Raw genomic sequence first — 25,144 nt, 5'->3', positions numbered from 1 at the left:
GTGCGATTTGCTCAAACCGCACGCGCCGCCGGTTCCTGCCGCGGCCGCGAAAGACGGCGCTATCACACCGAAAACAGCCTGATATTCCCGGCACAATCGACATTGTGAGGCGTCGACAGCCGGCTTGCCCTGCCGCTACAGTGCCGGCCAAAAGAACGACATCAGGGAGGTGGGCATGATAGCCCGACAATTCATGCTGGCGCTGGCCGCCGGCCTGCTCGCCGCATTTTCAGCAGCCCCCTCATGCGCTCAGGATTATCCCAGCCACGCGGTCCGCATCGTCGTCCCGTTCGGCGCCGGCGGGCCAGCCGATGTCGCAGCCCGGCTGATCGGCAATGCGCTGCAGGAGAGCTTTGGCCAGCCCTTCGTGATCGAGAATCGCACCGGCGCGGGCGGCGTCATCGGCACGGTCGAAGCGGCGAAATCGCCGCCCGACGGCTACACGCTGCTGATGATGTCCAACACCCAGACCGCGAACGAATCGCTGCTGACGCCGGACAAGCGCAAATACGAGCTGATGCGCGACCTCGCGCCGATCGCGCCGGTGAACGCTTCCGACCTCGTCATCGTGCTGAACCCGCAAGTTCCGGCAAAGACGCTGCAGGAGTTCGTCGCACTCGCCAAATCGCAGCCGGGCAAGCTGAACTATGCCTCCTCCGGCCAGGGCACGCCCTATCACATGGCCGGCGAGTTGTTCAAAGCGATAGCCGGTATCGACCTCGTCCACGTCCCCTACCGCAACAGCGGCGAGGCGCGCAGCGGCGTGATCGGCGGACAGGTGCAGATGATGATCGACGCCGTGCCTGCGATGGCGCCGAACATCGGCGAGAACCAGGTCCGCGCCCTCGCGACCACCGGCAAGCAGCGCTCGGCGGTGCTGCCGAACGTGCCGACCGCTGACGAAGCGGGCGTGCCCGGCTATGAAGCCACGATCTGGCTTGGCCTGATGGCGCCGGCCGGCACACCAAAACCCGTGATCGACAAGCTCTATGCCGCCGTGAACGCGATGGTGAAGCGGCCGGATATCGTCAAGCTCTGGACCGAGCAAGGCGCCGTCCCCATGTCAATGACGCCCGAGCAGTTCGACAAATTCCTGCGCGGCGACATCGAGAAATGGGCCGATGTCGTCAAGAAGTTCGACAAGTCCTGAGATCGTAGAGCAATGCCCACCATTCAGTTCCAGCTCAACGGCGCGGCGATCGCCGTGGATACCGATCCGGATCACGCCCTGCTCGATGTGTTGCGCGGTCGGCTCGGCATCACCGGTCCGCATTTCGGCTGCGGCGCCGGTGAGTGCGGGGCTTGTCATGTCATGGTCGACGACCGCGCAATGACCTCCTGCGACATGCCGATGTGGTCGGTTGCGGACAAGGACGTCGTTACGGTGGAGGGGCTCGGCACAGCGGAGCGCCCGCATCCGCTGCAACGCGCCTTCATCGCCGAACAAGCGATGCAATGCGGCTATTGCGTCTCCGGAATCCTGATCAGCGCGGCGGCGCTGCTGAAGCGCAATCCGTCACCGACGGAGGCTGAGGTCAGAACCGCGCTCGATCGCAATCTGTGCCGGTGCGGATCGCACAATCGCATGGTCCGCGCCGTGTTGCGGGCGGCCTCGGAGATGGCCGCCCGATGACGTCCCCTCCCCCGAAATTGCCGGTCAGCCTCGCGGCCAATCCGCGACTATCGTCCTGGGTGCGGTTCACCGATGAAGGCCGTGTCGCGATTTCGCCCGGCAAGGTCGAGATCGGCCAGGGCATCGTCACCGCGCTGGCCCAGATCGCGGCCGACGAGCTCGACGTCGATATCTCCAGGGTCGAAATGATCCGCGCCTCTACGGCAGCAAGCCCGAACGAAGGCGTTACCTCCGGCAGCCTGTCGATCCAGCAATCCGGCCGCGCGCTGCGCCACGCCTGCGCCGACGTGCGCCAGCGCTTTCTCGCCGCGGCGTCGGAACGTCTCGGCGTCGATGCATCGCTGCTCAACATCGATGACGGCACGATTTCGGGTCCCGGCAATGTCAGGACCAGCTATTGGGAACTGACCGGCGATGTCTCGCTCGACCACGACGCCACCCCGGGCGCGATAGCGAAGAGCGCCGCCACGCGCGCCGTGACTGGACATTCGGTTCCGCGCGTCGATATTCCCGACAAGGTGTTCGCGCGGCCGCGGTTCATTCATGACGCCTCTCTGCCAGGCCTGCTGCACGGACGTGTGCTGCGACCGGATCTCTCAGGCGCGCAGCTGATCGCGCTCGACGAAGAGGCCGCGCGTGCTGTTCCCGGCCTCGTTGCAATCGTCCGCGACGGCGGCTTTGCCGGCGTCATCGCCGACAGCGAGGCGGCGGCAGAGGCCGCACTCACGGCCTTACGCAAGGGCGCGGCATGGTCGGCCGGCGAACCGCTTCCTGATGAAGATCATCTGGCAGACCTCCTGAGGAGCCAGCCGGTCGAGACGACCGTCATCGACACCAGAACAGCGGCATCGACCAAGAAGGCCGCGCGCACCCTCCGCCGGCAATACACCCGCCCCTACATCGCGCATGCCTCGATCGCACCGTCCTGTGCCATAGCGCAATGGGATGGCGAGCGTGTCCATGTCTGGACGCACAGCCAGGGCGTCTATTTGCTGCGCGCCGATCTCGCGATCGTGCTCAAGCTGCCGGCCGAAAGCATCGTCGTCGAACACATGGAGGGGGCCGGTTGCTACGGTCACAATGCGGCCGACGACGTTGCGCTCGATGCCGTGCTGCTGGCGAAGGCAGCCGGCGGCCGTCCTGTGAGAGTCCTGTGGTCGCGCCACGACGAGATGGCCCATGCGCCGTTTGGCGCGGCCATGGCCATCGAGATCGAGGCCGATCTCGATGCAGACAACGAGATCATCGGCTGGCGCCATGATATCTGGAGCAACGGCCATGCGGCGCGGCCGGGTCGCGCGGCGCAACCGGCGCTGCTCGCGGCGACAGAGATCGAAAACCCCTACCCGCGCATGGTTTCGACCAACCCGCCCGCGGCCAATGGCGGCGGCGGCGATCGCAACTCCGTTCCGCTCTATGACCTCCCAGCCTGGACCATCACCAGCCACCGGCTGCTGACGATGCCGGTGCGTACCTCGGCGCTGCGAACCCTCGGCGCGCAGGGCAATGTGTTCGCCATCGAATCGCTGCTCGACGAGATCGCCGAACTGCGCGGCGAAGACCCGGTCGCGTTTCGCCTGCGGCACCTCAACGACGAGCGGGCGCGCGATGTCGTCCGCGCAGCGGCGCGGCGGGCGCAATGGAAGCCGCAGAAACAACCCGGCGTCGGCCACGGCGTCGGCTTCGCCCGCTACAAGAACACAGGGGCCTTTTGTGCCGCGATCGCCGAGATCGAGGGCACCGACGACATCCGCGTGAAGCGGCTGACGCTTGCGGTCGACGTCGGCGAAGCCATCAATCCGGACGGCGTCGTCAACCAGATCGAGGGCGGCGCGATCCAGGCGACGAGCTGGGTCCTGAAGGAACGTGTCCGCTTCGACCAGACGCACATCACCTCCACCTCTTGGACGGACTATCCGATCCTGACCTTCAGCGAGGTACCGGCCGTGGATGTCGAGATCATCCAGCGGCCGGAGATCGAGCCGGTCGGTGCCGGCGAAGCCGCCCACGGCCCGGTGACGGCTGCGATCGCGAATGCGGTGTTCGATTGCCTCGGCGTTCGCGTACGCGACCTGCCAATCACGCGCGACAGGATCATCGCAGCCATGGAGCTTGCATCGTGACGATAGTGACCATTTTGAGCGGCGGCGCGGCGCAAGCCCTGGTTCGCGGGCTCACCGAAGCCTTCAAGGCACAGACCGGTCTCGGTATCGACGGCGAGTTCGGCGCGGTCGGCATGATGGCTGACAAGCTGCGCGCGAGTGCGCCGGCAGATCTCGTTATCCTGACGCAGTCTCTCCTCGCCAAGCTTGACGAGGAGAAGCTCGTCGTCCCCTCCTCGATCGCGGATATCGGCCGGGTCGAGACCGCGCTGGCGGTCCGCAGCCGGGATCCCAAGGTGACGGTGAAAACCGAGGCCGATTTGCGCGACGTGCTGCGCAGCGCTGATGCTATCTACGTTCCCGACACCAAGGCCTCGACGGCCGGGCAGCACGTCGCAAGGGTGCTGGACCAGCTCGGCATCGCATATGAGGTCGCCTCGCGCCTCAAGATATTTCCGAACGGCGCGACCGCGATGCGGGAGCTTGCGACCTCCACCGCGCAGAAGCCGATCGGATGCACGCAGGCGACCGAAATCATCGCGACCGACGGCATCACGCTATCAGGGTCGCTGCCGCCGGGATGCGAGCTCGTGACGATGTACACGGCCGGCGTGACCACACGGGCCATGCATCCCAAAGGGGCCGCCGCGCTGGTCGCACTGCTGGCTGGCGCAGATCACAAGGCATTGCGCCAGCGCGTGGGCTTTGCCGGCTAGAAGCGAGCTCTATTTGTGCAATTGGGTGAGGCCGGTCGGCGGGCCGTCGACAGCGGTCCAGCCGCCATCGACGAACAGCGTGCTGCCGCTGACATAACTCGCGGCATCCGACGCGAGATAGGCGACGGCAGTGGCGACCTCGTCGGCGCTGCTCCAGCGGTTGAACACGGTGTGGCCGGCGTAGAGATTGTAGATGTCCGGCCGCTGCTTGAACGGGCCGGTCAGCGCGGTCTCGGCGATGCTCGGCGCGATCGCGTTGACACGCACGCCAGCGTGGCCGACCTCGGAGGCAAAGCCCTTCACCAGCAGCCCGATCGCCGCCTTGGTCGAACCGTAGACGCCAAGGCCGGGCTCGATGGTCACTGCGCGCACCGAGGAGCAGGCAACGATGCTGCCGCCCTTCTGCGCAACCATGATGCGGCCGAAGGCCTGGAAGAACCAGACCGTTCCCTTGACGTTGAGGTTGAGGACCCGGTCGAGATCCTCCTCGGTGTAGTCGAGGATGGTCTTGCGGATGTTGAGCCCGGGCGTCGTCACGGCGATGTCGAGCCGCGGGAATTTCTGCATCACGGTTTTCGCCAGCGCATTGACGTCCGCAGCGCTCGCGGCGTCACAAGCAGCCGCTTCGGCCCAACCGCCCCCGTCGCGAATGCCCGAGGCGGTGGCTTCCGCCCCGTCAAGCGCCCGATCGGCGCAGACGACACGGGCGCCGAGCCCGGCCAGCGCCTCGGCGGACGATTTGCCGATGCCCGATGCGGCGCCGAGCACGACGGCCGTCTTGCCGGTGAGATCGAAGAGCTTGCGGTAGTCAGTCACGGGCAGATTCTCCTGTTGCTGCTAGCCCTTGTAGCCCATCAGCAAGCGCGGCAGCCACAGCGAGAATGCGGGGACGTAGGTCACGAACATCAGAGCTGCGATCAGGGCGGCGTAGAATGGCAGGATGGTGCGCATCACCGCGCCCACCGAGATGCCGCCGATGGCGCAGCCCACGAATTGCGTCGTTCCGACCGGCGGGGTGTTCAGCCCGAGGGCGCAGTTGATCAGCATCAGCATGCCGAACTGCACGGGGTCCATGCCCGCCTTCATCGCGATCGGCAGGAAGATCGGCGTGCAGATCAGTATCGTCGCCGCCATGTCCATGAAGGTGCCGAGCACGAACAGGATGACGTTGATGAGCAGGAAGATGATCCAGGGCTGCGAGGACACCTTGCTCATCACGTCGCCGGCGAAGTCGGCCACCTCGTAGAGCCCCATAAGATACTGGAACATGGTGGAGACGCCGATCAGCAGCAACACGACGCCCGTCGTCTTCACGGCCTTGGCTGCGGCCCGCAGGAAGTTCGGCAAGGTCATGGTGCGGTAGATGAAGAAGGTCAGCAGGATCGTGTAGGTGACCGCGACAGCTGCGGATTCCGTAGCCGTGAAGACACCGGACAGGATGCCCGCCAGGATGATGCCGACGATCAGGAGGCCGGGCAGCGCAGCCGCGAACGAGCGGAACACCTCGGCCCAGCCCGGGAACTTGCCTGAGGGATAGCCGCGCTTCACCGCGACCGCGTAGGCGGCCACCAGCATGCACACCATCAGCACGAGCGCAGGCAGGAGGCCGGCGGCGATCAGCGCGCCGATCGAGACCTTGCCACCGGCGGCAAGCGCGTAGATGATCATGTTGTGGCTGGTCGGCATCAGCGCGCCCACCAGAGAGGCGTGGGTTGTGACGTTGACGGCGTAGTCGGTGTCGAACCCTTCCTTTTTCATCATCGGGATCATCACAGCGCCCATCGCCGACACGTCGGCGACCGGCGAGCCGGAGACTCCGCCGAACAGCGTGCAGGCGACCACGTTGGACATGCCGAGCCCGCCGCGGATGTGTCCGACGAGATTCTTGGCGAGTTGCACGATCTTGTCGGCGACGCCGCCATGCAGCATCAGCTCACCACTGAAGACGAAGAACGGGATGGCGAGAAACGAGAAGATGTTCATCCCCGACATCATCTGCTGGAAGATGACGGCGACCGGCAGGCCTTCGTAGAGGATAGTGCAGATGGCCGAGAGGCCGATCGCGAAGGCGACGGGGACGCCGAGGATGAGGAAGCCGAAGAAGGAGGCGCCGAGAATGATCAATTCCATGAGGGGATCACCTCTTCGCCGCGCAGCAGAGCGATGATGTGCTCGATGGAGAACGAGACGATCAGGATGCCGGAAGCGATCAGCGGCACGTAGCGGATCACCTCGGGCAGACCGAGATTGGGTATCTTCACGGTTCCGACCGAGGCCCCGAGGATCCAGCCATTGTAAGCCATCGCAACGCCGAACAAGGCCACCAGAACGTGGATCAGAAGCTCGATTTTCTCCCGCACGTGATCCGGCAGCATCACGAGCAGACTGTCCATTCCGATGTGCCCGGCATCACGCACACCGACGGCGGCACCGATCAGCGTGACATACAGGATCAGAACCAGCGCCAGGTTCTCCGTCCAGGTCGGGCTGGAGTTGAGCACGTACCGTCCGAACACCTGGTAGAACACGATGGTGACGATGACGAGCAGGCCTGTCACCGACAGATACATGCCGAAGCGAGCGACGGGAGCATTGATCCGCGAAAGCAATCCGGTCGACGGCCGCCCCGCGACCTCCTGCTCGTGGCTTGCGACATGCGGGTCTGTCATTCCGGCGGCTCCTTGCGAGGGTCCGGTGCCACCAATCGGCGGCGCCGGACCCGGCGTTGCGGTCTTACTTCGTGTCCTGAATACGCTTGACGAGGCCCTTCAGCTTCTCGTCACCGGCAAACTTGTCGTAGACCGGCTTCATCGCGTCGACGAATTCCGCCTTGTTGGCGATCGTGACGACCTGGACGCCGGCCGCCTCGACGGTCTTGCGGGAGGCCTGCTCGCGCTCGTCCCAGAGCTTGCGCATGACCGGCACCGACTCCTTGGCCGCCTTGCGGACCATCGCCTGGTCCTCCTTGCTCAGCGTGTCCCAGACCTTTTTGGACATCACGAGAACTTCGGGCGCGAGCGAGTGCTCGGTCACGTTGTAGAACTTGGCCGCCTCGAAGTGACGCGACGACTCGTAGGACGGCCAGTTGTTCTCGGCAGCATCCACCAGGCCGGTCTTGAGGGCGGTGTAGACCTCGCCATACGGCATCGGCGTCGGATTGGCCCCGAGGCTCTGGATCATGCCGACCCAGAGGTCGGATTGCTGAACGCGGATCTTCAGCCCCTTGAGGTCCGCAAGCGACTTCACCGGCGCCTTGACCGTGTAGATAGACCGCGCGCCGCTGTCGTAATAGGCAAGGCCGACCAACCCTGCGGGCTCCATGGCCGCCAGGATCTCGTCGCCGATCGGCCCGTCAAGCACCGTGCGCATATGCTGCGTGTCGCGGAAGATGAAGGGCAGGCACAGCGCGATGGTTTCAGGCACGAAATTGTTCAACGGCGATGCGTTGATGCGCATCATGTCGAGCGCGCCGATCTTGAGCTGCTCGATGGTGTCCTTCTCGGAGCCCAGGGCGCCGTTGGGAAACACCTTCACGCCGAGCTTGCCGCCGCTCGCCGTCGCGAGCTGCTTGCCCATGAACTTGACGGCCTCGACGGTCGGATAGTCGGCGGGATGGATGTCGGCGGAACGGAAATCGCGCGCGGTCGCAAGCGGTGCCGAGACCGCCAGCACAACGGCCGCGACGATACCAATGAGCGTCTTCATCTGGGCTTTCCTCCTGATTTGATTATGTCGTTGTCGGGCAGGTGCTAGGGGCCGCCTTGGGTCGCTCTACTTCAGGTGTAAAGTCAAGCGCTACGAACGCATCACCTTGGTGGGATTGCGCGACGGTGTCGAGCAGATTTGGCTGGTTGACGACAGAGCGCAGGTCGATGCCGCGCCTCGGCGGCGAGTGCCGGCATCCTGCAATCCCGCCTCGCCATCGGACAGTGCCGGATGCGAGATAACGATGCTCGTCGTATCCATGGACGTTCCTCTCGCTTTGTACTCGACCGCTATTGGCTGCGGCTCGGAAGTTCGGATGAGACGGGCGTCTCATCCGTTCGCGAGCGCACTGCGTCAGCGCGATATCGCCAATGTCGTCCCTAGGGCGGGCGGCATGCCGAGTCCAAGCCAAATCCGGCATCGATCAATGCCGGAGTTGCATCGATCAGTCGGGCGACGGGCCGGGACGGCGATCGGCCAATGATCGACGCTTTTCCGAAATCGCTCTCACAGGCGTGTCTTGACGTCGCCGATGCCGGCCCCTCAAGATGTCCGAAACATCGGACCATATCGAGGACATGCCCATGCCGCGGAAGCTGATCGATATTTCCGTGCCGCTCCGAAACGACGTGACGGCCGATCCGCCGGGCAACCACCCGACGATCCAGTATATCGACCACCAGCAGGGACTGCCGCGGATGCTGCAGTTTTTCGAGGGCCTCAAGGCCGAGGATCTGCCGGATGGCCAGGGCTGGGCGGTCGAACAGGTCTCGCTGTCCACCCATAACGGCACGCATCTCGACGCGCCCTGGCACTTCCACCCGACCATGAACCGCGGCGAGCGGTCATGGACCATCGACGAGGTGCCGCTGGAATGGTGCTTTCAGCCTGGCGTGAAGCTCGACTTCCGGCATCTGCCGGATGGATACGTAGCGACCGCCGACGACGTCGAAAGAGAGCTCGAGCGCATCGGGCACACGCTGTCGCCGCTCGAGATCGTGGTGGTCAACACCAGCGCCGGCGCAAAATTCGGCCAGGCCGGTTACGTCAATTCCGGCTGCGGCATGGGCTATGAGGCCACCATGTACCTGCTCGAGCGCGGCGTGCGTCTGACCGGCACCGACGGCTGGAGCTGGGACGCGCCGTTCGTCCATACCGCAAAGAAATATGCCGAGACAAAAGATGCCGGCCTGATCTGGGAAGGCCACAAGACGGGTCGGCACATCGGCTATTGCCATCTCGAGAAGTTGCACAATCTCGACCAGCTGCCTTCGACCGGATTCACGGTCTCATGCTTCCCCGTGAAGATCGAACGCGCCTCCGCCGGCTGGACCCGCGCGGTTGCCATCATCGACAGTTAGGCCCGCGCCGTCAGCTGCCGTCCAGGCCGCTTTCGACGAGTTCGCGCAGCGCCTCGGTATCGAGCACGACGATGGCACCATGCTCGAGACGAACCCAGCTGCGTCCGGCCCAGGCGCGCAATTGCTTGTTGATGCTCTCGCGCGTCATCCCGACCATCTCGCTGATCTCCTGCTGCGTGATGGTGAGCGTGCCGCTGCCGGAGTCGAACTTGCGCTCTTCGGTGAGACCGAGCAGCGCGCTTGCGAGCCGGCCGGGAAGATTTTGCAGGATCACCTGTTCGACCTGCTGGCTGGTCCAGCGCAGGCGCGCGCAGAGCAGCTCGATGAATTTCATCGCCAGCGCCGGCTGGCTCTTAACGAACGGCAGGAAGTCGCGGCGGTCGATGATGTAGAGTTCGCAATTGGTGTTGGCCGTCGCGTCGGCCGAGCGCGGCGCCCCGTCGAGAACCGCGATCTCGCCAAATATCTCTCCGGGACCGATCAGATTGAGAATGGCATTCCGCCCATCGGGCGATGAAGAGGATATCTTCACTGTTCCCGTGATCACCGCGAACAAATTGTTGCCAGGATCGCCCTTGGCGGCAATCGTCGCACCGCGCTTCACCGTGGTGTGCTTGGCGTAGCGGCAAAGCTGGTCGAGAGCCTCCGGTTCCAGATCCGCAAAGATCGGATGCTTGCGCAGGACCGATAGTTTGTTGCCCGCCGCTTGTCGGGGATCGCCGGTCTTGTCCTGAGGCACGCCGCTGGGCTCCTAAGACTGCGAGGCACTGGAGTTCCTGCGTAGTCAGTGTTGCCCGGCTTTTCAACCGGAAAGCATGCGCGCTGTTTTAGGCAAATGCGGCGAAAATGCCACGGCCGGTCACCAAGCCGGCACCCGAAGGATGCGCCAATGCGGCCCAGTTGATGCAGAGTTGCAGCCAGCGCACGTCGTATTGCGTCGAGGCGCTGCCGCAGGCCGCGAGCCAACCAGGCAAGCCCCGCTAGGCCGCTGCAAAACGCAATCGTGATCTCAGGAGTTTCGGCGCTTGGCGCTCGAGTCGAGCCGGCCTGCGCTGGTTTGGCGGTCCGCCCAAGCCAGAACCGCGCCAAATGCGACAAAGATAGCTACGACTACGATACTCATCAGCAACGCGTCCGTCGGCATGATGCCCTCCCCTGGCTGTTTTGGGCATTATTGGCAGCATGCGGCGGGCGTCATTGATCAGGATCAAAAACCGGAGGACGCGCGTCAGGATCGAGGGTCAGGCCGCCGCCAGCGCCTCGACGCGAGCCGGATCGAGCAGGCTGATGCCGCCATGAATGATCTCGATCACCCCATCGCGCTCCAGCTTGGTGAAGGTGCGACTGACGGTTTCGATGGTCAGGCCGAGGTAATCGGCGATGTCCTGCCGACTCATCGGAAGTGGAACCATGTCGGACGATCCCTTGAGCGAGACCAGCCGCTCACGCCAGCCGAGTAGAAAGGTCGCGACCTTCTCTTCCGCCGAGCGTCGGCCGAGCAGAACCATGTGGTCGCGAGCCTGGCTCAACTCGCGGATGGCGAGCTCGTTGATCCGCCGCAGGAGATGCGGTCGGCCCTCGATGAAACGTCCGAAGGGCGCCTTCGCGAACTGGCACACGGTCACGGTGCCGATCGCATCGGCTGAAAAGTTGTGGCGGCCGGAAATATTCATCCCCAGGAAATCGCCTGACAACGCGAACCCGACGATCTGCCGCCGGCCGTCGGGCAGCAGCTTGTAGAGCCGCATGACACCTTCGAGAAGATTGTAAAACGAGGTCGTGATGTCCTCCTCGGAGAACACGGTTTCGCCCGAGCTGAATTGGACGCGACGCCCCAGATGCTCGAATTCCCGGAGTTCGGCTGGGTCCAGCGACGAACAAACCGCGAAATCGCGGACCGCACAATCGCTACAGAAATGCCCATTTGGCTCGATTGTCACCCCGGACCCCTTCATCACCGCTCCAAGCTCCGGCCGCCCCGCATCAGGCCGGGTCCACCGCGCGGCTGCATTTTACCGCACTGCGCCAAAGGCGGTTGACTCAGATCAATTTTGGCGGACATCCCCGCCTTATTCTGCTTCCAGAGTTCAAGGGGATACCTTCCATGCTGCCAAGCGCGTTCCGCCACGGCCTGATCGGGCTGCTTCTGATCACGCCTGCCCTGGCAGCCCCGACCGCCGAACAACGCGGCAAGGCCTTCGCACGGGCCAATTGCGCTCGCTGCCACGCGATCGACCGTACGTCGAAGAGCCCCCTCAAGATCGCACCGCCGCTGCGGACCCTGCACCAGCGTTATCCGGTCGAAGCCCTCGAAGAGGCGCTGGCTGAAGGCATCAACACCGGCCACGCCGACATGCCGGTGTTCGAGCTCAGTCCGGACCAGATCCACGATCTGCTGGCCTACCTGAAGACCCTGGAATAGCCGGCGTCACACTGCCTGCACCGTCCAGCCGATCAACTCCTTGGCGATACGGGCGAAGGCCGCGTCGAAGGCTGCGACTGCCGCAGCCGGCTCGAGCTTGTCGAGCTTCTCGCTGGCCTCGACGGGGCGCGACGCGATGACCTTGCCGCTCTTGTCGATGATCCGCGCAGTTAGTCCGATCTCGACCCTTGGTTCGCCGTCGGTGGCAATGCGGAAGCGCCTGATGTCGATCAGGAGCTGGTAGTCCGCTTGCCCGAGATCGGTCGTGCGCAAGGGAGCGTGGGCGATGTCGTAGTTCTCAAAACTGTCGATCAGCCGCGCCTGCACCAGCTTGGGAATGCTGTCGGCCCAGACGAAATCTGCAAAGCCGGGATTGTCGCCGACCGGCGCAAACAGCATGCGCTGGGTCTGGAGCATCGCGACCGCGGTCGGCTCGGGAATGGCCAGCGACGCCGAGAGCGTCTTGCCGGCCGGTCCAAGGTTCTGCGGCGTGCGCAGATCATAAGTGACCTTCTGCGCCGGCGTCCCGCCGCCGGTCATTTTCTCGAGGCCCGCCAGAATACTGTCGAGCTTGCCGGTGTTGCGCGCGAGCCCGTCCGAAAACGTCCTGAAATTGGCGATAGTGTCCTTGAGTGGGCCGGAATTGTCCTGCAGCACGGAATCGACCCGCCGCAGCGCGTCTCGCGCGGCCTGCGTCATGCTCTGGCCCGCGCCGGCCTCGGCGATCAAGACCGGGGGCTCGCCGGATCTGGCGACGATCGTGCCGCCCTCCAGCGTGACCACGGGCACGCCGGTCAGCCCCTGGAAATCGAGCCCGACCTTGGTGTCGGTGCGCACCGGCGTCGACGAGGCAACCGAGACCGTCGCATTGACGAAGCGCGGATTGTCGGACGCAAGGCCAAGCTGCGTCACCTCGCCGACGCGGATGCCGTTGAACAGTACGCCCGCGCCGACCAGCAGGCCCGGGACCGGCCCCTGGAACTGCACATGATAGTTCGTGCGCGGCCCGATGCCGCCGGTGTTGTTCAGCCAATAGACGAAGCCGAACACCGCGAGGATCGCAGCCAGCACGAAGGTGCCGATCAGCACGTAGGGAGCGCGGGTTTCCATGTCTCATCTCATCTCGTGTTGCAGCATCTGCGAGCGCTTGCCGTGGAAATAGGCGCGCACCCAGGGATGCTCGGATTGCAGCAGTTCGCGCATCGGGCCGATCGCGACGATCTTGCCGTCAGCGAGCGCCGCGACGCGGTCACAGACCGTGGTCAGGCTCGCAAGGTCATGGGTCACCATGAATACGGTGAGGCCCAAAGTCTTCTGCAGCGTCTTGATCAGCGCGTCGAAATCGCCGGCGGCGATCGGATCGAGGCCGGAGGTCGGCTCGTCCAGGAACAGGATCGGCGGATCGAGCGCGAGGGCGCGCGCCAGAGCGACACGCTTGGTCATGCCGCCGGAGAGCTCTGCCGGATATTTGTCGGCGTCCTGCGGACGCAGCCCGACCATTTCGAGCTTGGCGATCGCGATCTCGTCCATCAGTTCCTGTGACAGGACGAGATTTTCGCGCAGCGGAAACTGGACGTTCTGGCGAACCGTCAGCGAGGAAAACAGCGCACCCTGCTGGAACAGGATGCCCCATGTCGTCGCAGCGTCCTGCGTACGGTCGCCGACGGGATGTCCCATCACCTCGATGGTCCCGCTTCGGCGCGGGATGAGGCCGATGATGGTGCGCATCAACACCGACTTGCCGCCACCCGACGCACCCACCAGCCCGAGGATCTCGCCCCTGCGGACGTCGAGCGACAGATGATCGAGCACTGTCTGGCGGCCGAAGCCAACCACGAGGTCACGGACTCGGATCGCGCATAGGTCCTGCGATTGGTCCATCGTCACATTCCGATCGAGGCAAAGAAGATCGCGAACAGACCGTCTAGCACGATCACCAGGAAGATCGACTTCACCACCGACGTCGTGGTCTGCCGCCCCAGCGATTCGGCGCTACCCTTTACGCGCAAGCCCTCGCTACACGCGACGATCCCGATCACCAGCGCCATGAACGGCGCCTTCAGGATGCCCACCTCGAAATGAGTGACAGAGATAGCCTCATGCAGCCGCGCGATGTAGATCGCCGGCCCCATGTCGCCATAGAACTGCGCGACCAGGCCGCCGCCATAGAGCGCAGCGATCGATCCGATGAAGGCCAGGATCGGCAGCGCGATAACAAGAGCCGCAACCCGCGGCAGGATCAGCACGTGGACTGGGTCGAGACCCATGGTCGAGAGCGCGTCGATCTCCTCGCGCATCTTCATCGAGCCGAGCTCGGCAGTGTAGGCGCTGCCTGAACGGCCGGCGACCATAATGGCGACGATCAGCACGCCGAGCTCGCGCAGCACGAGGATGCCGACCATGTCGACCGTGTAGGACTCGGCGCCGAACCTGCGGAAATGGAAGAATCCCTGCTGGGCGATGATGGCGCCGATCAGGAAGGTGATCAGCGCCACAATGGGGATGGCCTGCCAGCCGATGCGGTAGAGCTGATAGACCAGCGACGTCAGCCGCAACGATCGCGGGTGGCGCAACACGCCGATCACGGCCATGAACAATGCGCCGAGCATTTGAAGGAAGATCGTAATGTCTTCGCGCGCACCGACCGTGGCCTTGCCGAGGTCGTACAGCCTGAGCGAAATCGGATTGGGCGCGGCCGTCGGCGCCGGCGTATGGCGATTGACCTGACGCACCTCGTCCAAAAGACCGCTGAAATGATCGGCAACTCCGACGAACTCCGCCGACCTGCCGGAAGACGCGGCCCTGCGCGACAGCTTCTCCAGGACCCAGGCGCCAAGCGTGTCCAGCGCGCTGACGCCCGACATGTCCAGCGTCACGGCTCTGAATCGATCCACATCCGCCCCGACCGAGCGGGACAGCGTCTCAAGCGCCGACACATTGGCGGCGGTCCACGGCCCTTCCGGGCGCAATTTCAGCACGTCGCCGGAGGGCGTCGCCAGCAACAGCGGTTGGGAATTCACGCTTCCACCTCATCGGGACAATCCGTCCCCATTCAGACGGCACTTCTAGGCCAGCATGTGGCGACCGGTTTGACCTGTCTCAAGACCAGGACATCGCGCGCCCCCTTGACGCAAATCAAGCGCGGCTGCGCTGGCGGCCCTAGGTTCGTTTCCAGTTAACGGAGGCACCTTATTCATGTTTGACAGCGACAGGATGAGCGAAGAATTGCGAACCCTCAAGGTGGATGTTACCCGCCTTCTGAGCACTGCCGGCGAGGAGATATTCGACAGCTCGAAGGACAGGGCCGAGGCCTTGGCCGATCAGATCAGGGCGGCGCTCGCCGAGCTCGGCGAGACCGTCAACGACGAGCAGGAGCAGCTCCAGGGCATCATTGCGGACCGCCCGATCACGTCGCTCGCATCGGCTTTCGCGCTCGGCGTGGTCGTCGGCTTCATGCTGAGGAGACACTAGGTGAATACGGAGAATGTCGTCAAACATCTGCGCGTGCTGTGGCGTACCGACAGGATCATCGCGGACATCAGGTTGCGCCACCTGCTGGTCGGCCTTGGCCTGCGTGCCTTTGCAGCCCTGATCGCAGCATTCGGCCTCCTGATGCTGGAACTGTCGGCCTATTTCGCGCTGGTCCAGATCTGGAGCGCGATAGTCGCGGCAGCCATCCTCGGCGCCGTCAATTTTGCCATCGCGGGGATTCTCTTCATCATCGCCGGCCGTTCTCCGTCCGGCCGCGACATTGAACTGGCCAACGAAATTCACGGCGCATCCATCGAGGCGCTGCAGCTCGAGGCGCGCGCACTGCAGGTTCAAGTGTCCGGCGCCGTCCACCATCCGCTCAGCACGATCGTGCCTGTGTTGCTGCCGCTGATCGCGATCATCATCAAGAGCCTGCGGAAGACAGCCAAGGATCCCGCAGCGGCAACATCACGCGAAGCCCACTCATAGCCCAGGCTAGCCGAGGTGCTCAGAGCTTGAGCCGGACGTCGCAGATATCGGGTTCGCTCGGGTCCGGCTTGACTTCGAAGCCGAGCTGCCGGCACATCTCGAGCATCACGGTGTTCTCCTTGAGCACGTCACCGGATATGACCTTCAGCCCTTCAGACCTCGCGTAGTCGATGATCAACTGCATCAAGGCCCAACCGAGCCCCCTGCCCTTGAGGTCCGACCGCAGCAGGATGGCATATTCGCCGCTCTCATAGATCGAGTCGGAATGAAGCCGGACTACGCCGACCATTTCGCCTGTGGCCTGGTCGAACGCGATGAAGGCCATCGCGCGCGCATAGTCCAGTTGGGTCAGACGCGCGATGAACTCGTGGGTGAACTCCTTCATCGGCGCAAAGAAGCGCAGGCGGAGGTCGTGCGGCGTGACGTGACGCAGGAATTCGTGAATGGTCGGCTCGTCCTCGGGGCGCAAGGGCCGCACCAGGATGCGCCAGTCGTCCTTGAGCTTGAGGCGACGCTCCCATTGCGACGGATAGGCCCGAACGGCGAAATTGGCCGGGCCGGAGCCTGCAAACTTCCGTTGCGGCGGCCCGACCGCAACGCGAGCATCGACCGCCGTCACGCCGGTTTCGTCCGCCAGCAGCGGGTTGATATCGAATTCGCGGATTTCGGGAATGTCCGCCGCCATCTGGGCGAGCTTGACCAGCACCATGGCGACAGCATCCTGCTTGACGGCGGGCACGTCCCGGTAGGCCTTCAGCAGCCGGGACACGCGCGTGCGTTCGATGAGGTCGCGGGCGAGCTGCAAATCGAGCGGCGGCAGCGCGAGCGCCTTGTCGTTGATGATTTCCACCGCCGTGCCACCCCGGCCGAACACAACGACGGTGCCGAAGGTCGGATCGTCGGCAAGACCCAGGATCAGCTCCCGCGCTTTCGCCTTGACGACCATCGCCTGCACGATGACGCCTTCAATGCGGGCTTCCGGGCGCAGCTTCCTCGCCCGGGCGAGAATGTCGGAGGCAGCGGCACGCACCGCATCCGGCGTTGTCAGATTGAGCACGACGCCGCCGACATCGGATTTGTGGACGATGTCGCGCGACATGATCTTGAGCACGACGGTCGAGCCTTGCGCGAATATCTCGTTCGCGTAGGCCACCGCCTGCTCGACGTCCGTCGCAGCATATGTCGGCACCATCGCGATGTCGTAGGCTTCGAGCAGGTCCTTGATTTCGACAGGCTCGAGCCATTTGCGGCCATCGGCGATCGCCGCGGCGACGATCTGCCGGGCAGCTTTGGCGTCGGGCACGAATGTATCGGGCATCGCGGGCGGCACCTGACTGAGTTCCTCCACGACTTCGCGATGCCCCACCAGGTACATGAAGCCGCGCACCGCGTCGTCTTCGGTCGGATAGTTGGGAATGCCGGCGCTGGACAGCGACGCGATGATCTCCTGATCGGCTCCGACCCAGGCCGCCAGAACCGGCTTTGCCCATCGACGCTGCTGCTCACGATACTTGCCGACGCGCTCCGTCACGGTCGTTGCGATGTCGGCAGCAGAGGCGATCGCGGTCTGAACATTGAGGACGAGAATCGCGTCATTGTCCGGATCGGCGAGCAACACGTCGAGCGCCGCCGCATAGCGCGACGCATCGGCGTCACCGACGATGTCGACGGGATTGGCACCGGACCAGGTCGCGGGCAGCACCTCGTCGAGCTTCTTGCGCGCATCTGCCGATATGGATGCAGGAATTCCGCCAAGCTCGACCAGCCGATCGATGGCGAGAACGCCGATACCGCCGCCATTGGTCAGGATCGCGAGACGCTTTCCCGCCGGCGATTCGACGCGGCCGAGCGTCTCGGCGCAATCGAACAGCTCACGCAGATCCGATACCCGAAGGACGCCGGCGCGACGGAACGCCGCGTCATAGACGGCATCGGCGCCTGCGAGCGCTCCGGTATGGGTTGCAGCCGCCTTTGCACCCTGCGCCATGCGGCCGGACTTGACCACGACCACGGGTTTGACACGTGCAGCGGCACGCGCGGCCGACATGAACTTTCGCGCGTCCTTGATGGCTTCGATATAGAGCAGGATCGCGCGGGTCTTGTGATCCATCGCAAAGTAATCGAGCAGGTCCGCAATATCGACATCGATCTGATCGCCGATCGAGACGATGCCGGAGAAGCCGACACCGCGCTGTGCAGCCCAATCGACCATGCCGGCGGCGATCGCGCCGGACTGCGAGACCAGCGCGAGATTTCCTGCGCCGGGCATGTGCGCGGCAAAACTCGCGTTGAGGCTCACGCCGGGCATCATGATGCCGAGGCAGTTCGGGCCGATCAGGCGCATGCCGTATTTGCGGGCCGCGGCGATGGCGGCCTCTTGCAGGGATCCCGGCCCCTCGCCGAGTCCGGCCGAGACGATCAGCGCACCCGCCGAACCAAGACGGCCAGCCTGGTCGATGATGCCGGGAACCTCTTGCACCGGCGCGGTGACGACAACGAGCTCGGGCACGAAGTCCAGCTTGTCCAGGCTCTTTACCGCGGCGATGCCGCCGATCTCCGCATGGCGCGGATTGACGAGGCCGAACTTTCCCTTGAATTCGGCCTTGCGGATGTTCTCCAGAACGGCGCGCCCCACAGAAGCCGGACGGGCGCTCGCCCCGACGAGCGCGACCGAACGTGGCGATAGCAGATTCTTCAGGCGATAGGTGGACATGAAATTAAATGCACCCGGTCGGTGCGGATTCCGCTCGTTGAGGATCAGGCCGAAAGCTGGCGACGCGCCTAGTGCGAGATCATAACCCAGCACGGTGGCTGGCCAATGACAGTCTTTGTCACACCTCCCCAAACGATCTCGTTGAATCGCGAATGATGGTAGGCGCCCATGATGATGGCATCAATAGCATGGGAATTCGCCCAGCTTCCGAGCACTTTACCGATCGAGCTGCCACCGCCCTTCGCCGTTTCGAACGAGGCGTGGACCCCGTGTTCCCTCAGATGGTCGACGAGCGCAGTTCCGGATTGCACTATTGGGTCGGTCTTGTCGTCAGCGACCGTAATCACCCGAACGGATGCCGCAGCCTGAAGAATGGGCAGCGCATCGCCAACCGCCCGCGCGGCACGGGCGGAGTGATCCCAGGCGATCATGACATTCTCGAATTCGGGACGTAACGCGTCCACATGCTGCTCCGGACAGAGCAAGAGCGGCCGTCCGGATTCGAACAGGAGCGTCTCTATGATGTGCTCCGTTCGGCTGTCATGCGGCTTCACGGGGACCAGCGTCAGATCGCTGAAGCGCGCATGCTCGGCCAAGACCGACGCGATCTGGTCCGCCGGCACTTTACCCGACCGAGTTTGGGCGCGGATGTTGGTGCGGGAGGCTGCAAGGGTGAATGCATTCAGGAGTTGCTGCATGTCGCCCACCTCGGGCGCGCTCGCCACGGCGGATTCCCGATCGGCCGGAAGCACCACCTGCGGACGCACGAATACATCGTCCTCCAGCGCGAGCGCCGTGATCCTGGCGCCGAGATCGGCTGCCACAGCGACGCATTTCTCGATCGCTGCGAGAGCCCGCCCCTGGGGTTGGCCGACCAGCGGCAGAAAGACGTCCTTGATGGGCATCGGGATTCTCCTTGACCATCAGGATAGGCCGGCTCCCGTTGCGACGCTTGATCCTCGTCAAGCCGTTGACTCGATGCGGTCAGCCGGCGCCGCGCGTTGACCGAAGTCAAGGACTGGCCACTCAGCCGTTCTATGGATAATCGTGTCGGAGCGGTTCGCCTCGGAGAGACTTATGCGTGCGATGGTGTTGCCGTCTCCACGAGCGCGGCTCCGCATGGAGGAGCGGCCCGATCCGGTGCCCGGCGAGGGGCAGATCCGGGTGAAGATCACCGCTTGCGGGGTCTGCCGGACCGATCTTCACCTCATCGACGCCGAGCTCCCTGATATTCGCTATCCGATCGTGCCCGGCCACGAGATCATTGGCCGGGTTGATCTCGTCGGTCCCAATGTTGCGACACATGCGGCCGGCGACCGGGTCGGCATTCCCTGGCTCGGTTTCACCTGCGGACACTGTCGATTCTGCCGGGAAGGCATGGAAAACCTGTGTGACAGCCCGATGTTCACCGGCTACACGCGTGACGGCGGCTACGCGACCCACACCATCGCCGATGCACGTTATGCATTCCCGCTCGGCGAGGCCGGCAATGACGTGGAGATGGCTCCTCTGCTGTGCGCAGGGCTGATCGGCTGGCGCTCGCTGGTGCTGGCCGGACCTGCGGAGAGGTTAGGCCTCTACGGTTTCGGCGCCGCCGGCCACATCATCGCGCAAATCGCGGTCTGGCAGGGGCGATCCGTTTATGCATTCACGCGCCGCGGTGACGGCGCAGCACAAGGTCTTGCCCGACGTCTCGGCGCTGCCTGGGCGGGAGCTTCTGACGAAATGCCCGACGAACCGCTCGACGCCGCCATCATCTACGCACCGGCCGGCGAGCTGGTACCCGCCGCGCTGCGCGCCGTGCGCAAAGGCGGTCGCGTCGTGTGCGCCGGCATCCACATGACCGACATTCCGAGTTTTCAGTATGATCTGCTCTGGGAGGAGCGGCAGCTGGTCTCGGTCGCCAATCTGACCCGGCAGGATGGCCTCGATTTTCTCAAGATCGCTCCGCAAGCCGGCGTGCGCACCGAGACGACGGCATTTCCGCTCGACCAGGCCAACGAGGTTCTGAGCATGCTGCGCGGTGGCCGGATTCTCGGCGCAGCCGTGCTGACGCCCTGAGTGCTTCGATGACGGATGACACTGCGGCACAGGAACGGATTTTCCAGGCCCTCGCGGGACACGCCGGTGTCACGCGGATCGACACGCATGGCGCCTCGGTATTCCTGGACGGCGATCGCGCGCTGAAGATCAAGCGCGCCGTCAAGTTTCCATTCCTCGATTATTCGACGCTCGACAAGCGCAAGGCGGCCTGCGAGGAAGAGATCAGGATCAACCGGCCGCTCGCGCCGCAAATCTATCACCGTATCGTGGCGATTACGGAGGAGCCGGATGGATCGGTCAAGATCGACGGCCGCGGACGGCCGATCGAGTATGCGGTCGACATGTCGCGCTTCGATGAGAACCGGACGCTGGACCATTTGGCGAAGGCTGGCCCGCTGGGCGCCGAGCTGGCGCTCGCCATCGCCGATGCGATCGCATCATCGCATGCCAGGGCGACCGTTGCCGACGGCGCGGCGTGGATCGGCTCCATTCCTGCCCTGATCGACGGCAATGGCACCGGCCTGCGCAACGGCGATCATCTTGAAGCGACAGCCATCGAACAGCTCGGCAAAGCCTCCCATCTGGCCTTCCTGAACCTCCGTGCCACGCTGGAGCAACGCGCGCTCCACGGCTTCGTGCGGCGCTGTCACGGCGATCTGCATCTTGCCAATATCGTGCTGATCGACCGCCAGCCCGTCCTGTTCGACGCGATCGAATTCGATGCGCAGATGGCAACCGTGGACGTGCTCTACGATCTCGCGTTCACCCTGATGGATCTGCTGCGCTACGATCAGGCAGACGCAGCCAATGCGGTCCTCAACCAGTATCTGGTCAACGCAACCGTCGAGACCCTCGACGCCCTGGCCGCGCTGCCGCTGTTCATGTCCATCCGCGCGTCGATCCGCGCGCAGGTGGCGCTGGCGAGGCTGAACCGGCCCAATGCCGACCGTCCCGAAATTCTCAACGAGGCGCGCCGCTATTTCGAGCTCGCCCGAACCTTGATTCATCCGCCCGCCCCTCGCCTGATCGCGGTTGGCGGACTGTCGGGCACCGGCAAGTCCGTGCTCGCCCGCGCGCTGGCCCCCACCATAGCGCCGCAACCGGGCGCCGTCGTGCTGCGCAGCGACGTCATTCGCAAGCAACTGTTTCAAGTGGGGCACACCGACCGGTTGCCCCCCTCGACGTACCGGCCTGACGTGACAGCGCGCGTGTACGAGATGCTGATACAGCGCGCCCGGCAGGTGCTGGCGCAAGGCCATTCCGTCATCGTCGATGCTGTATTTGCACGCGAATCCGAACGGGACGATTTGGCCGCGCTGGCGCGCGCACGCGGTGTACCGCTCAACGGACTATTCCTGGTCGCAGACCTCGCGACCCGACAGGCCCGGATCGGCGGCCGCCGGGGCGACGCATCCGACGCCACGCAAGAGGTTGCCGCGCGGCAAGAGCACTATAATATCGGCCATGTCGGTTGGGCCATCATCGATGCATCCGGGACACCAGGGCAAACGCTCCAGAACTGCCGGGACGCGATCGCCGAGGGCAGGTAAGGCAATCTGAGTGACGCGGACAAGGAAGTCGGGACCCACCACGCGCTCGACAGCGACCGCCCGCGTCAAACCGGCGGTGCGCCGTAATGCCCTGCCCGGCCGCCTCAGCCCCGGCATGGCCTGCGACACCGCGTTCCGGATCATCGCCCGCCGTCATCTCGATGCCGTCCTGGCCCAGCACGACGGCACCTGCCGCGGCGATCAGGAAGCGCTGCATCAGATCCGCATTGCGCTGACGCATCTGCGTACCGCCATCCGCTTCTTCTCGCCGATGGTCGATGACACACGACGACCGGCGGTCTGGGCCGGACTGAAATGGCTGAACAGCCAGCTCGGCATGGTGCGGGACCTCGACGTGGCGATCGAACGCGTCGTCGCCGAGAGTGGTGAGGAGCTGGCCGTGATCGCCGAGCTGCGGCACTGGGACGAGAAGCGCGCCGAGAGCCATCGCCTGTTGGCGCGCGCGCTGCGCTCTGCGCGCTATCGGCGCCTGGTCGAGCAGACCTCGGCCTGGATCGAAAGCGGTCCCTGGTCGACCCGGCGCAGCAAGGAGGCCATCAGATTGCGGCGCCGGACGCTAGCCGACCACGCGACGGCGCAACTCACCGCATGGGAAACGACGCTGCTCAAGAAGGCGCGGAAGCTTCGCAAGCTCGACGTCGAGAAGCGGCACAAACTGCGGCTTCTCAACAAGCGGCTGACCTATTCGATCGAGTCGCTTGGCGACCTGTTCGCCGATGAATCGTTGGTGAAGCAGAAGTCGATCCTCAAGCAATTGCGCAAGGCGCAAAAGTCTCTCGGACAGTTGAACGACGACGCGCGCGGGCAGATCCTGGCCGCATCATTGAACGAGGCCATCCCCGGGGCGGGCATTCGCTTCCTCGACCGCAAGCGGGAGAAGAAGCTGCTGCGAACCGCCTCGGAAGCCTATCGAAAGCTGGACAAAGCCAAGCCGTTCCGCTCTTCGGACCTTGCGCCGACTGCGGAGCCCGAGGACTAGGTGTGGACGTAGTCTCCGGGCGCGTCGGGCAGGCCGGAGCCGTCCCCCAGCCCAATCTGCGGTGGATCACAGGGCTCGCCCGAGCGGGCGGCGAGCCATTTGCTCCATTCCGGCCACCACGATCCCTCGACATGTGGCGCCAGCTTCAGCCATTCATCGGGACCGACATAGGGCGCATCCGCGGCCTTGGTCATCACCTGATAGCTGTGACCGGGTTCCTCCGGAGCCGCGACGACACCGGCATTGTGACCGCCGCTGGTCAACAGGAACGTCACGTCGGCGTCGACCTGATAGTGAAGCTTGTAGACGGATCGCCACGGCGCCACATGATCGGAGAGCGTGCCGACCACGAACATCGGCGCATGGATATCGGAAAGCGAGATGTTCCTGTCATCGACGCGATAATGGCCTTCGGCCAGATCATTGTCGAGGAACAGCTTGCGCAGATATTCCGAGTGCATGCGATAAGGCAGTCGCGTGGCGTCGGCATTCCAGGCCATCAGGTCGCTCGGCGACGACGCCTCTCCCATCAGATAGTCGTGCGACAGCCGTGACCAGATCAGATCGTTGGATCGCAGCAGCGCAAACGCGCCGGCCATCTGTGTCGTATCGAGATAACCGCGCTTCCACATCATGTCTTCGAGGAACGCAACCTGGCTCTCGTTGATGAAGAGCGTCAGCTCACCGGCCTCGGTGAAATCCGTCTGCGCGGCGAGCAGCGAGATGGTGCCCAATCGCATGTCGCCGTCGCGTGCCATCGCCGCGGCGGCGATCGACAGCAACGTGCCGCCCAGACAATAGCCGAGCGCATGGATTGCCCGGCCAGGCACGATCCGGCCGATCGTGTCCAGCGCAGCCATGACGCCTGACTTGCGATAGTCATCGAAGGCAACATCCCTATCCTTGGCATCCGGGTTGCGCCATGATATGGCGAACACGGTGAAGCCCTGACCGGTGAGATAGCGCACCAACGAATTATGCGGCGATAGATCGAGGATGTAGTACTTCATGATCCAGGCCGGCACGATCAGGATCGGCTCGGGCCGCACCTGCGCGGTCGTCGGATAATACTGAATCAGTTCGATCAGCTCGTTGCGGTAGACGACCTTTCCGGGCGACGCCGCGACCGTCTTGCCGACCACGAATTGTCCGTCGCCAGCCGGTTTCGCGCCGGAGAGCATGCGCATCAAATCGTTACACCAATTCTGCAAACCGAAGACGAAGTTCTCGCCGCCGCTCTGAAAGGCCTTTTCGAGCACTTCCGGATTTGTCGCCGCGAAGTTCGACGGCGCGAATATGTCGAGCATCTGGCGTGTCGCGAATTCGACGACGGCTTCATTCGCAGGCGCAACGCCGCGCACTCCAGTCGCGGCATCGTGCCACCAGCGCTCTCCGAGCAGGAAGGCCTGCGCCATCAGGTTGAACGGCGCGGTCTCCCACTGCGGTTCCCTGAAGCGGCGATCGCGTCGCTGCGGCTGGATGACCGACCATGGCTTCCGATCCGGCGACGTCGCGTGCAGCGCGGCCTCCACGAACCGCCCGGTGTCGCGAACGGCGTTCTTGATGATCTCCGTTTGCCGCTGCGGCGCTGCGGCGAGATGCGAACTCCAATCGAGCCAGGCAAGCGACAGGGCTACCGGCGAAATTCCGCCCGTGAACTGCGCCAGCATGGCGTGAAATGCGCGGTCGAGCGGGTATGGTTCTGGCGCTGACGGCGGTTGCGTCGTCGGCTTTTCGGCCGGAGGAGCGACGCTCGCGACAGGATTGACGGAGGGCTCTTCAGCCGGTTGATCGGCTCGTGGGACAAGCTGCACGACGCTCATGGCTGAATATTCCTGCGCGCTTTACGGTTTCGGGCTTTCCTAGGATATGGCGGCTCGCTTCAGGTGCCGTTGAGCTGCATCAACTTCGCCCGCCAATCACGATTGCTTCATCGCTT

At 64.2% G+C, this 25,144-nt stretch carries 23 protein-coding genes; 11 read left to right on the top strand and 12 right to left on the bottom strand.

The annotated features are described in order from the left end of the window. The first annotated feature begins 175 nt into the window (after positions 1-175). The 4 genes from FNV92_RS11220 to FNV92_RS11205 are packed head-to-tail and all read left to right on the top strand — an operon-like array spanning position 176 to position 4,451. Entirely contained in the window at positions 176-1,150 is a 975-nt protein-coding gene (locus FNV92_RS11220; protein WP_168213259.1) for a tripartite tricarboxylate transporter substrate binding protein, read from the top strand. Between the two features lie 12 nt (positions 1,151-1,162). After that, positions 1,163-1,633 carry a (2Fe-2S)-binding protein gene (locus FNV92_RS11215; RefSeq protein ID WP_143840938.1) on the top strand — a complete coding sequence of 157 codons (471 nt, stop codon included), beginning with the start codon at positions 1,163-1,165 and terminating at the stop codon, positions 1,631-1,633. Then, a complete protein-coding gene (locus FNV92_RS11210; protein ID WP_143840939.1) occupies positions 1,630-3,756 on the top strand; it encodes a xanthine dehydrogenase family protein molybdopterin-binding subunit in 2,127 nt (708 codons plus the stop codon). The genes FNV92_RS11215 and FNV92_RS11210 overlap by 4 nt, the downstream gene beginning before the upstream one ends. After that, positions 3,753-4,451 (top strand): molybdate ABC transporter substrate-binding protein, encoded by a 699-nt coding sequence (locus FNV92_RS11205; protein ID WP_143840940.1) that lies wholly within the window; start codon positions 3,753-3,755, stop codon positions 4,449-4,451. Before FNV92_RS11210 ends, FNV92_RS11205 begins: the two co-directional genes overlap by 4 nt. A gap of 9 nt (positions 4,452-4,460) precedes the next feature. Here FNV92_RS11205 and FNV92_RS11200 read toward each other — a convergent pair whose 3' ends face one another. The 4 genes from FNV92_RS11200 to FNV92_RS11185 all read right to left on the bottom strand — a co-directional run bounded on the left by FNV92_RS11200 (position 4,461) and on the right by FNV92_RS11185 (position 8,156). Next, complete coding sequence (locus FNV92_RS11200) at positions 4,461-5,267, bottom strand: SDR family NAD(P)-dependent oxidoreductase (protein WP_143840941.1); 807 nt, start codon at positions 5,265-5,267, stop codon at positions 4,461-4,463. A gap of 21 nt (positions 5,268-5,288) precedes the next feature. Then, positions 5,289-6,581, bottom strand: a complete 1,293-nt coding sequence (locus FNV92_RS11195; protein WP_143840942.1) for a TRAP transporter large permease — start codon at positions 6,579-6,581, stop codon at positions 5,289-5,291. After that, complete coding sequence (locus tag FNV92_RS11190; protein WP_143840943.1) at positions 6,572-7,120, bottom strand: TRAP transporter small permease; 549 nt, start codon at positions 7,118-7,120, stop codon at positions 6,572-6,574. Before FNV92_RS11190 ends, FNV92_RS11195 begins: the two co-directional genes overlap by 10 nt. Before the next feature lie 64 nt (positions 7,121-7,184). Continuing rightward, the gene (locus tag FNV92_RS11185) at positions 7,185-8,156 is read right to left on the bottom strand and encodes a TRAP transporter substrate-binding protein (protein ID WP_015684760.1); all 972 of its coding nucleotides are present in this window, start codon (positions 8,154-8,156) and stop codon (positions 7,185-7,187) included. Positions 8,157-8,740: 584 nt separating this feature from the next. On the opposite strand from FNV92_RS11185, the gene FNV92_RS11180 reads away from it, so the two are divergent. Beyond that, positions 8,741-9,517, top strand: a complete 777-nt coding sequence (locus FNV92_RS11180; protein WP_143840944.1) for a cyclase family protein — start codon at positions 8,741-8,743, stop codon at positions 9,515-9,517. A 10-nt stretch (positions 9,518-9,527) separates the two neighbouring features. Here the strand turns inward: FNV92_RS11180 and FNV92_RS11175 are convergent, their stop codons facing one another. Both FNV92_RS11175 and FNV92_RS11170 read right to left on the bottom strand, forming a co-directional pair. Continuing rightward, positions 9,528-10,256, bottom strand: coding sequence for a Crp/Fnr family transcriptional regulator (locus FNV92_RS11175; RefSeq protein WP_015684758.1), 729 nt, complete (start codon positions 10,254-10,256; stop codon positions 9,528-9,530). Between the two features lie 502 nt (positions 10,257-10,758). Continuing rightward, positions 10,759-11,472, bottom strand: a complete 714-nt coding sequence (locus FNV92_RS11170) for a helix-turn-helix domain-containing protein (protein ID WP_041748171.1) — start codon at positions 11,470-11,472, stop codon at positions 10,759-10,761. Positions 11,473-11,621: 149 nt separating this feature from the next. Here FNV92_RS11170 and FNV92_RS11165 point away from each other — a divergent pair, with 149 nt between their 5' ends. Next, positions 11,622-11,939: a c-type cytochrome gene (locus FNV92_RS11165; protein ID WP_143840945.1), complete on the top strand. Its 318-nt coding sequence runs from the start codon at positions 11,622-11,624 to the stop codon at positions 11,937-11,939. Between the two features lie 6 nt (positions 11,940-11,945). Here the strand turns inward: FNV92_RS11165 and FNV92_RS11160 are convergent, their stop codons facing one another. From FNV92_RS11160 to FNV92_RS11150, 3 genes are read right to left on the bottom strand one after another with little or no spacing between them, the layout of a single operon-like run. Further along, positions 11,946-13,049: an ABC-type transport auxiliary lipoprotein family protein gene (locus FNV92_RS11160; protein ID WP_143840946.1), complete on the bottom strand. Its 1,104-nt coding sequence runs from the start codon at positions 13,047-13,049 to the stop codon at positions 11,946-11,948. 3 nt (positions 13,050-13,052) lie between these two features. Continuing rightward, on the bottom strand, positions 13,053-13,820 hold the full coding sequence (locus FNV92_RS11155) for an ABC transporter ATP-binding protein (RefSeq protein WP_015684754.1): 768 nt from the start codon (positions 13,818-13,820) through the stop codon (positions 13,053-13,055). Between the two features lie 2 nt (positions 13,821-13,822). Continuing rightward, a complete protein-coding gene (locus FNV92_RS11150; RefSeq protein ID WP_015684753.1) occupies positions 13,823-14,959 on the bottom strand; it encodes an ABC transporter permease in 1,137 nt (378 codons plus the stop codon). Between the two features lie 175 nt (positions 14,960-15,134). On the opposite strand from FNV92_RS11150, the gene FNV92_RS11145 reads away from it, so the two are divergent. Both FNV92_RS11145 and FNV92_RS11140 read left to right on the top strand, forming a co-directional pair. After that, entirely contained in the window at positions 15,135-15,410 is a 276-nt protein-coding gene (locus FNV92_RS11145) for a hypothetical protein (protein ID WP_143840948.1), read from the top strand. Beyond that, the gene (locus FNV92_RS11140) at positions 15,411-15,899 is read left to right on the top strand and encodes a phage holin family protein (RefSeq protein ID WP_143840949.1); all 489 of its coding nucleotides are present in this window, start codon (positions 15,411-15,413) and stop codon (positions 15,897-15,899) included. Between the two features lie 19 nt (positions 15,900-15,918). Here FNV92_RS11140 and FNV92_RS11135 read toward each other — a convergent pair whose 3' ends face one another. Then, positions 15,919-18,612, bottom strand: coding sequence for a bifunctional acetate--CoA ligase family protein/GNAT family N-acetyltransferase (locus tag FNV92_RS11135; RefSeq protein ID WP_143840950.1), 2,694 nt, complete (start codon positions 18,610-18,612; stop codon positions 15,919-15,921). Positions 18,613-18,680: 68 nt separating this feature from the next. Next, positions 18,681-19,517, bottom strand: a complete 837-nt coding sequence (locus FNV92_RS11130) for a universal stress protein (RefSeq protein ID WP_143840951.1) — start codon at positions 19,515-19,517, stop codon at positions 18,681-18,683. 172 nt (positions 19,518-19,689) lie between these two features. On the opposite strand from FNV92_RS11130, the gene FNV92_RS11125 reads away from it, so the two are divergent. The 3 genes from FNV92_RS11125 (at position 19,690) to FNV92_RS11115 (ending at position 23,205) form a co-directional block, all read left to right on the top strand. Beyond that, positions 19,690-20,673, top strand: coding sequence for a zinc-dependent alcohol dehydrogenase family protein (locus FNV92_RS11125; protein ID WP_143840952.1), 984 nt, complete (start codon positions 19,690-19,692; stop codon positions 20,671-20,673). An 8-nt stretch (positions 20,674-20,681) separates the two neighbouring features. Beyond that, the gene (locus tag FNV92_RS11120) at positions 20,682-22,205 is read left to right on the top strand and encodes a bifunctional aminoglycoside phosphotransferase/ATP-binding protein (protein ID WP_143840953.1); all 1,524 of its coding nucleotides are present in this window, start codon (positions 20,682-20,684) and stop codon (positions 22,203-22,205) included. 76 nt (positions 22,206-22,281) lie between these two features. Further along, positions 22,282-23,205, top strand: coding sequence for a CHAD domain-containing protein (locus tag FNV92_RS11115; protein WP_186355514.1), 924 nt, complete (start codon positions 22,282-22,284; stop codon positions 23,203-23,205). On the opposite strand, the gene FNV92_RS11110 is transcribed toward FNV92_RS11115, so the two are convergent. Then, positions 23,202-25,028: a PHA/PHB synthase family protein gene (locus FNV92_RS11110; RefSeq protein ID WP_143840955.1), complete on the bottom strand. Its 1,827-nt coding sequence runs from the start codon at positions 25,026-25,028 to the stop codon at positions 23,202-23,204. The genes FNV92_RS11115 and FNV92_RS11110 overlap by 4 nt on opposite strands. Positions 25,029-25,144: the final 116 nt, after the last annotated feature.

It is taken from the genome of Bradyrhizobium cosmicum, assembly GCF_007290395.2.
Taxonomy (GTDB): domain Bacteria; phylum Pseudomonadota; class Alphaproteobacteria; order Rhizobiales; family Xanthobacteraceae; genus Bradyrhizobium; species Bradyrhizobium cosmicum.
This window is presented reverse-complemented; position numbering and strand designations above follow the sequence as displayed.

Coding starts and splice junctions, on each gene's coding strand:
- FNV92_RS11220 (WP_168213259.1), top strand. CDS start 176: ATGATAGCCCGACAATTCATGCTGGCGCTGGCCGCCGGCCTGCTCGCC.
- FNV92_RS11215 (WP_143840938.1), top strand. CDS start 1,163: ATGCCCACCATTCAGTTCCAGCTCAACGGCGCGGCGATCGCCGTGGAT.
- FNV92_RS11210 (WP_143840939.1), top strand. CDS start 1,630: ATGACGTCCCCTCCCCCGAAATTGCCGGTCAGCCTCGCGGCCAATCCG.
- FNV92_RS11195 (WP_143840942.1), bottom strand. CDS start 6,581: ATGGAATTGATCATTCTCGGCGCCTCCTTCTTCGGCTTCCTCATCCTC.
- FNV92_RS11190 (WP_143840943.1), bottom strand. CDS start 7,120: ATGACAGACCCGCATGTCGCAAGCCACGAGCAGGAGGTCGCGGGGCGG.
- FNV92_RS11185 (WP_015684760.1), bottom strand. CDS start 8,156: ATGAAGACGCTCATTGGTATCGTCGCGGCCGTTGTGCTGGCGGTCTCG.
- FNV92_RS11180 (WP_143840944.1), top strand. CDS start 8,741: ATGCCGCGGAAGCTGATCGATATTTCCGTGCCGCTCCGAAACGACGTG.
- FNV92_RS11170 (WP_041748171.1), bottom strand. CDS start 11,472: ATGAAGGGGTCCGGGGTGACAATCGAGCCAAATGGGCATTTCTGTAGC.
- FNV92_RS11165 (WP_143840945.1), top strand. CDS start 11,622: ATGCTGCCAAGCGCGTTCCGCCACGGCCTGATCGGGCTGCTTCTGATC.
- FNV92_RS11160 (WP_143840946.1), bottom strand. CDS start 13,049: ATGGAAACCCGCGCTCCCTACGTGCTGATCGGCACCTTCGTGCTGGCT.
- FNV92_RS11155 (WP_015684754.1), bottom strand. CDS start 13,820: ATGGACCAATCGCAGGACCTATGCGCGATCCGAGTCCGTGACCTCGTG.
- FNV92_RS11145 (WP_143840948.1), top strand. CDS start 15,135: ATGTTTGACAGCGACAGGATGAGCGAAGAATTGCGAACCCTCAAGGTG.
- FNV92_RS11135 (WP_143840950.1), bottom strand. CDS start 18,612: ATGTCCACCTATCGCCTGAAGAATCTGCTATCGCCACGTTCGGTCGCG.
- FNV92_RS11130 (WP_143840951.1), bottom strand. CDS start 19,517: ATGCCCATCAAGGACGTCTTTCTGCCGCTGGTCGGCCAACCCCAGGGG.
- FNV92_RS11125 (WP_143840952.1), top strand. CDS start 19,690: ATGCGTGCGATGGTGTTGCCGTCTCCACGAGCGCGGCTCCGCATGGAG.
- FNV92_RS11120 (WP_143840953.1), top strand. CDS start 20,682: ATGACGGATGACACTGCGGCACAGGAACGGATTTTCCAGGCCCTCGCG.
- FNV92_RS11110 (WP_143840955.1), bottom strand. CDS start 25,028: ATGAGCGTCGTGCAGCTTGTCCCACGAGCCGATCAACCGGCTGAAGAG.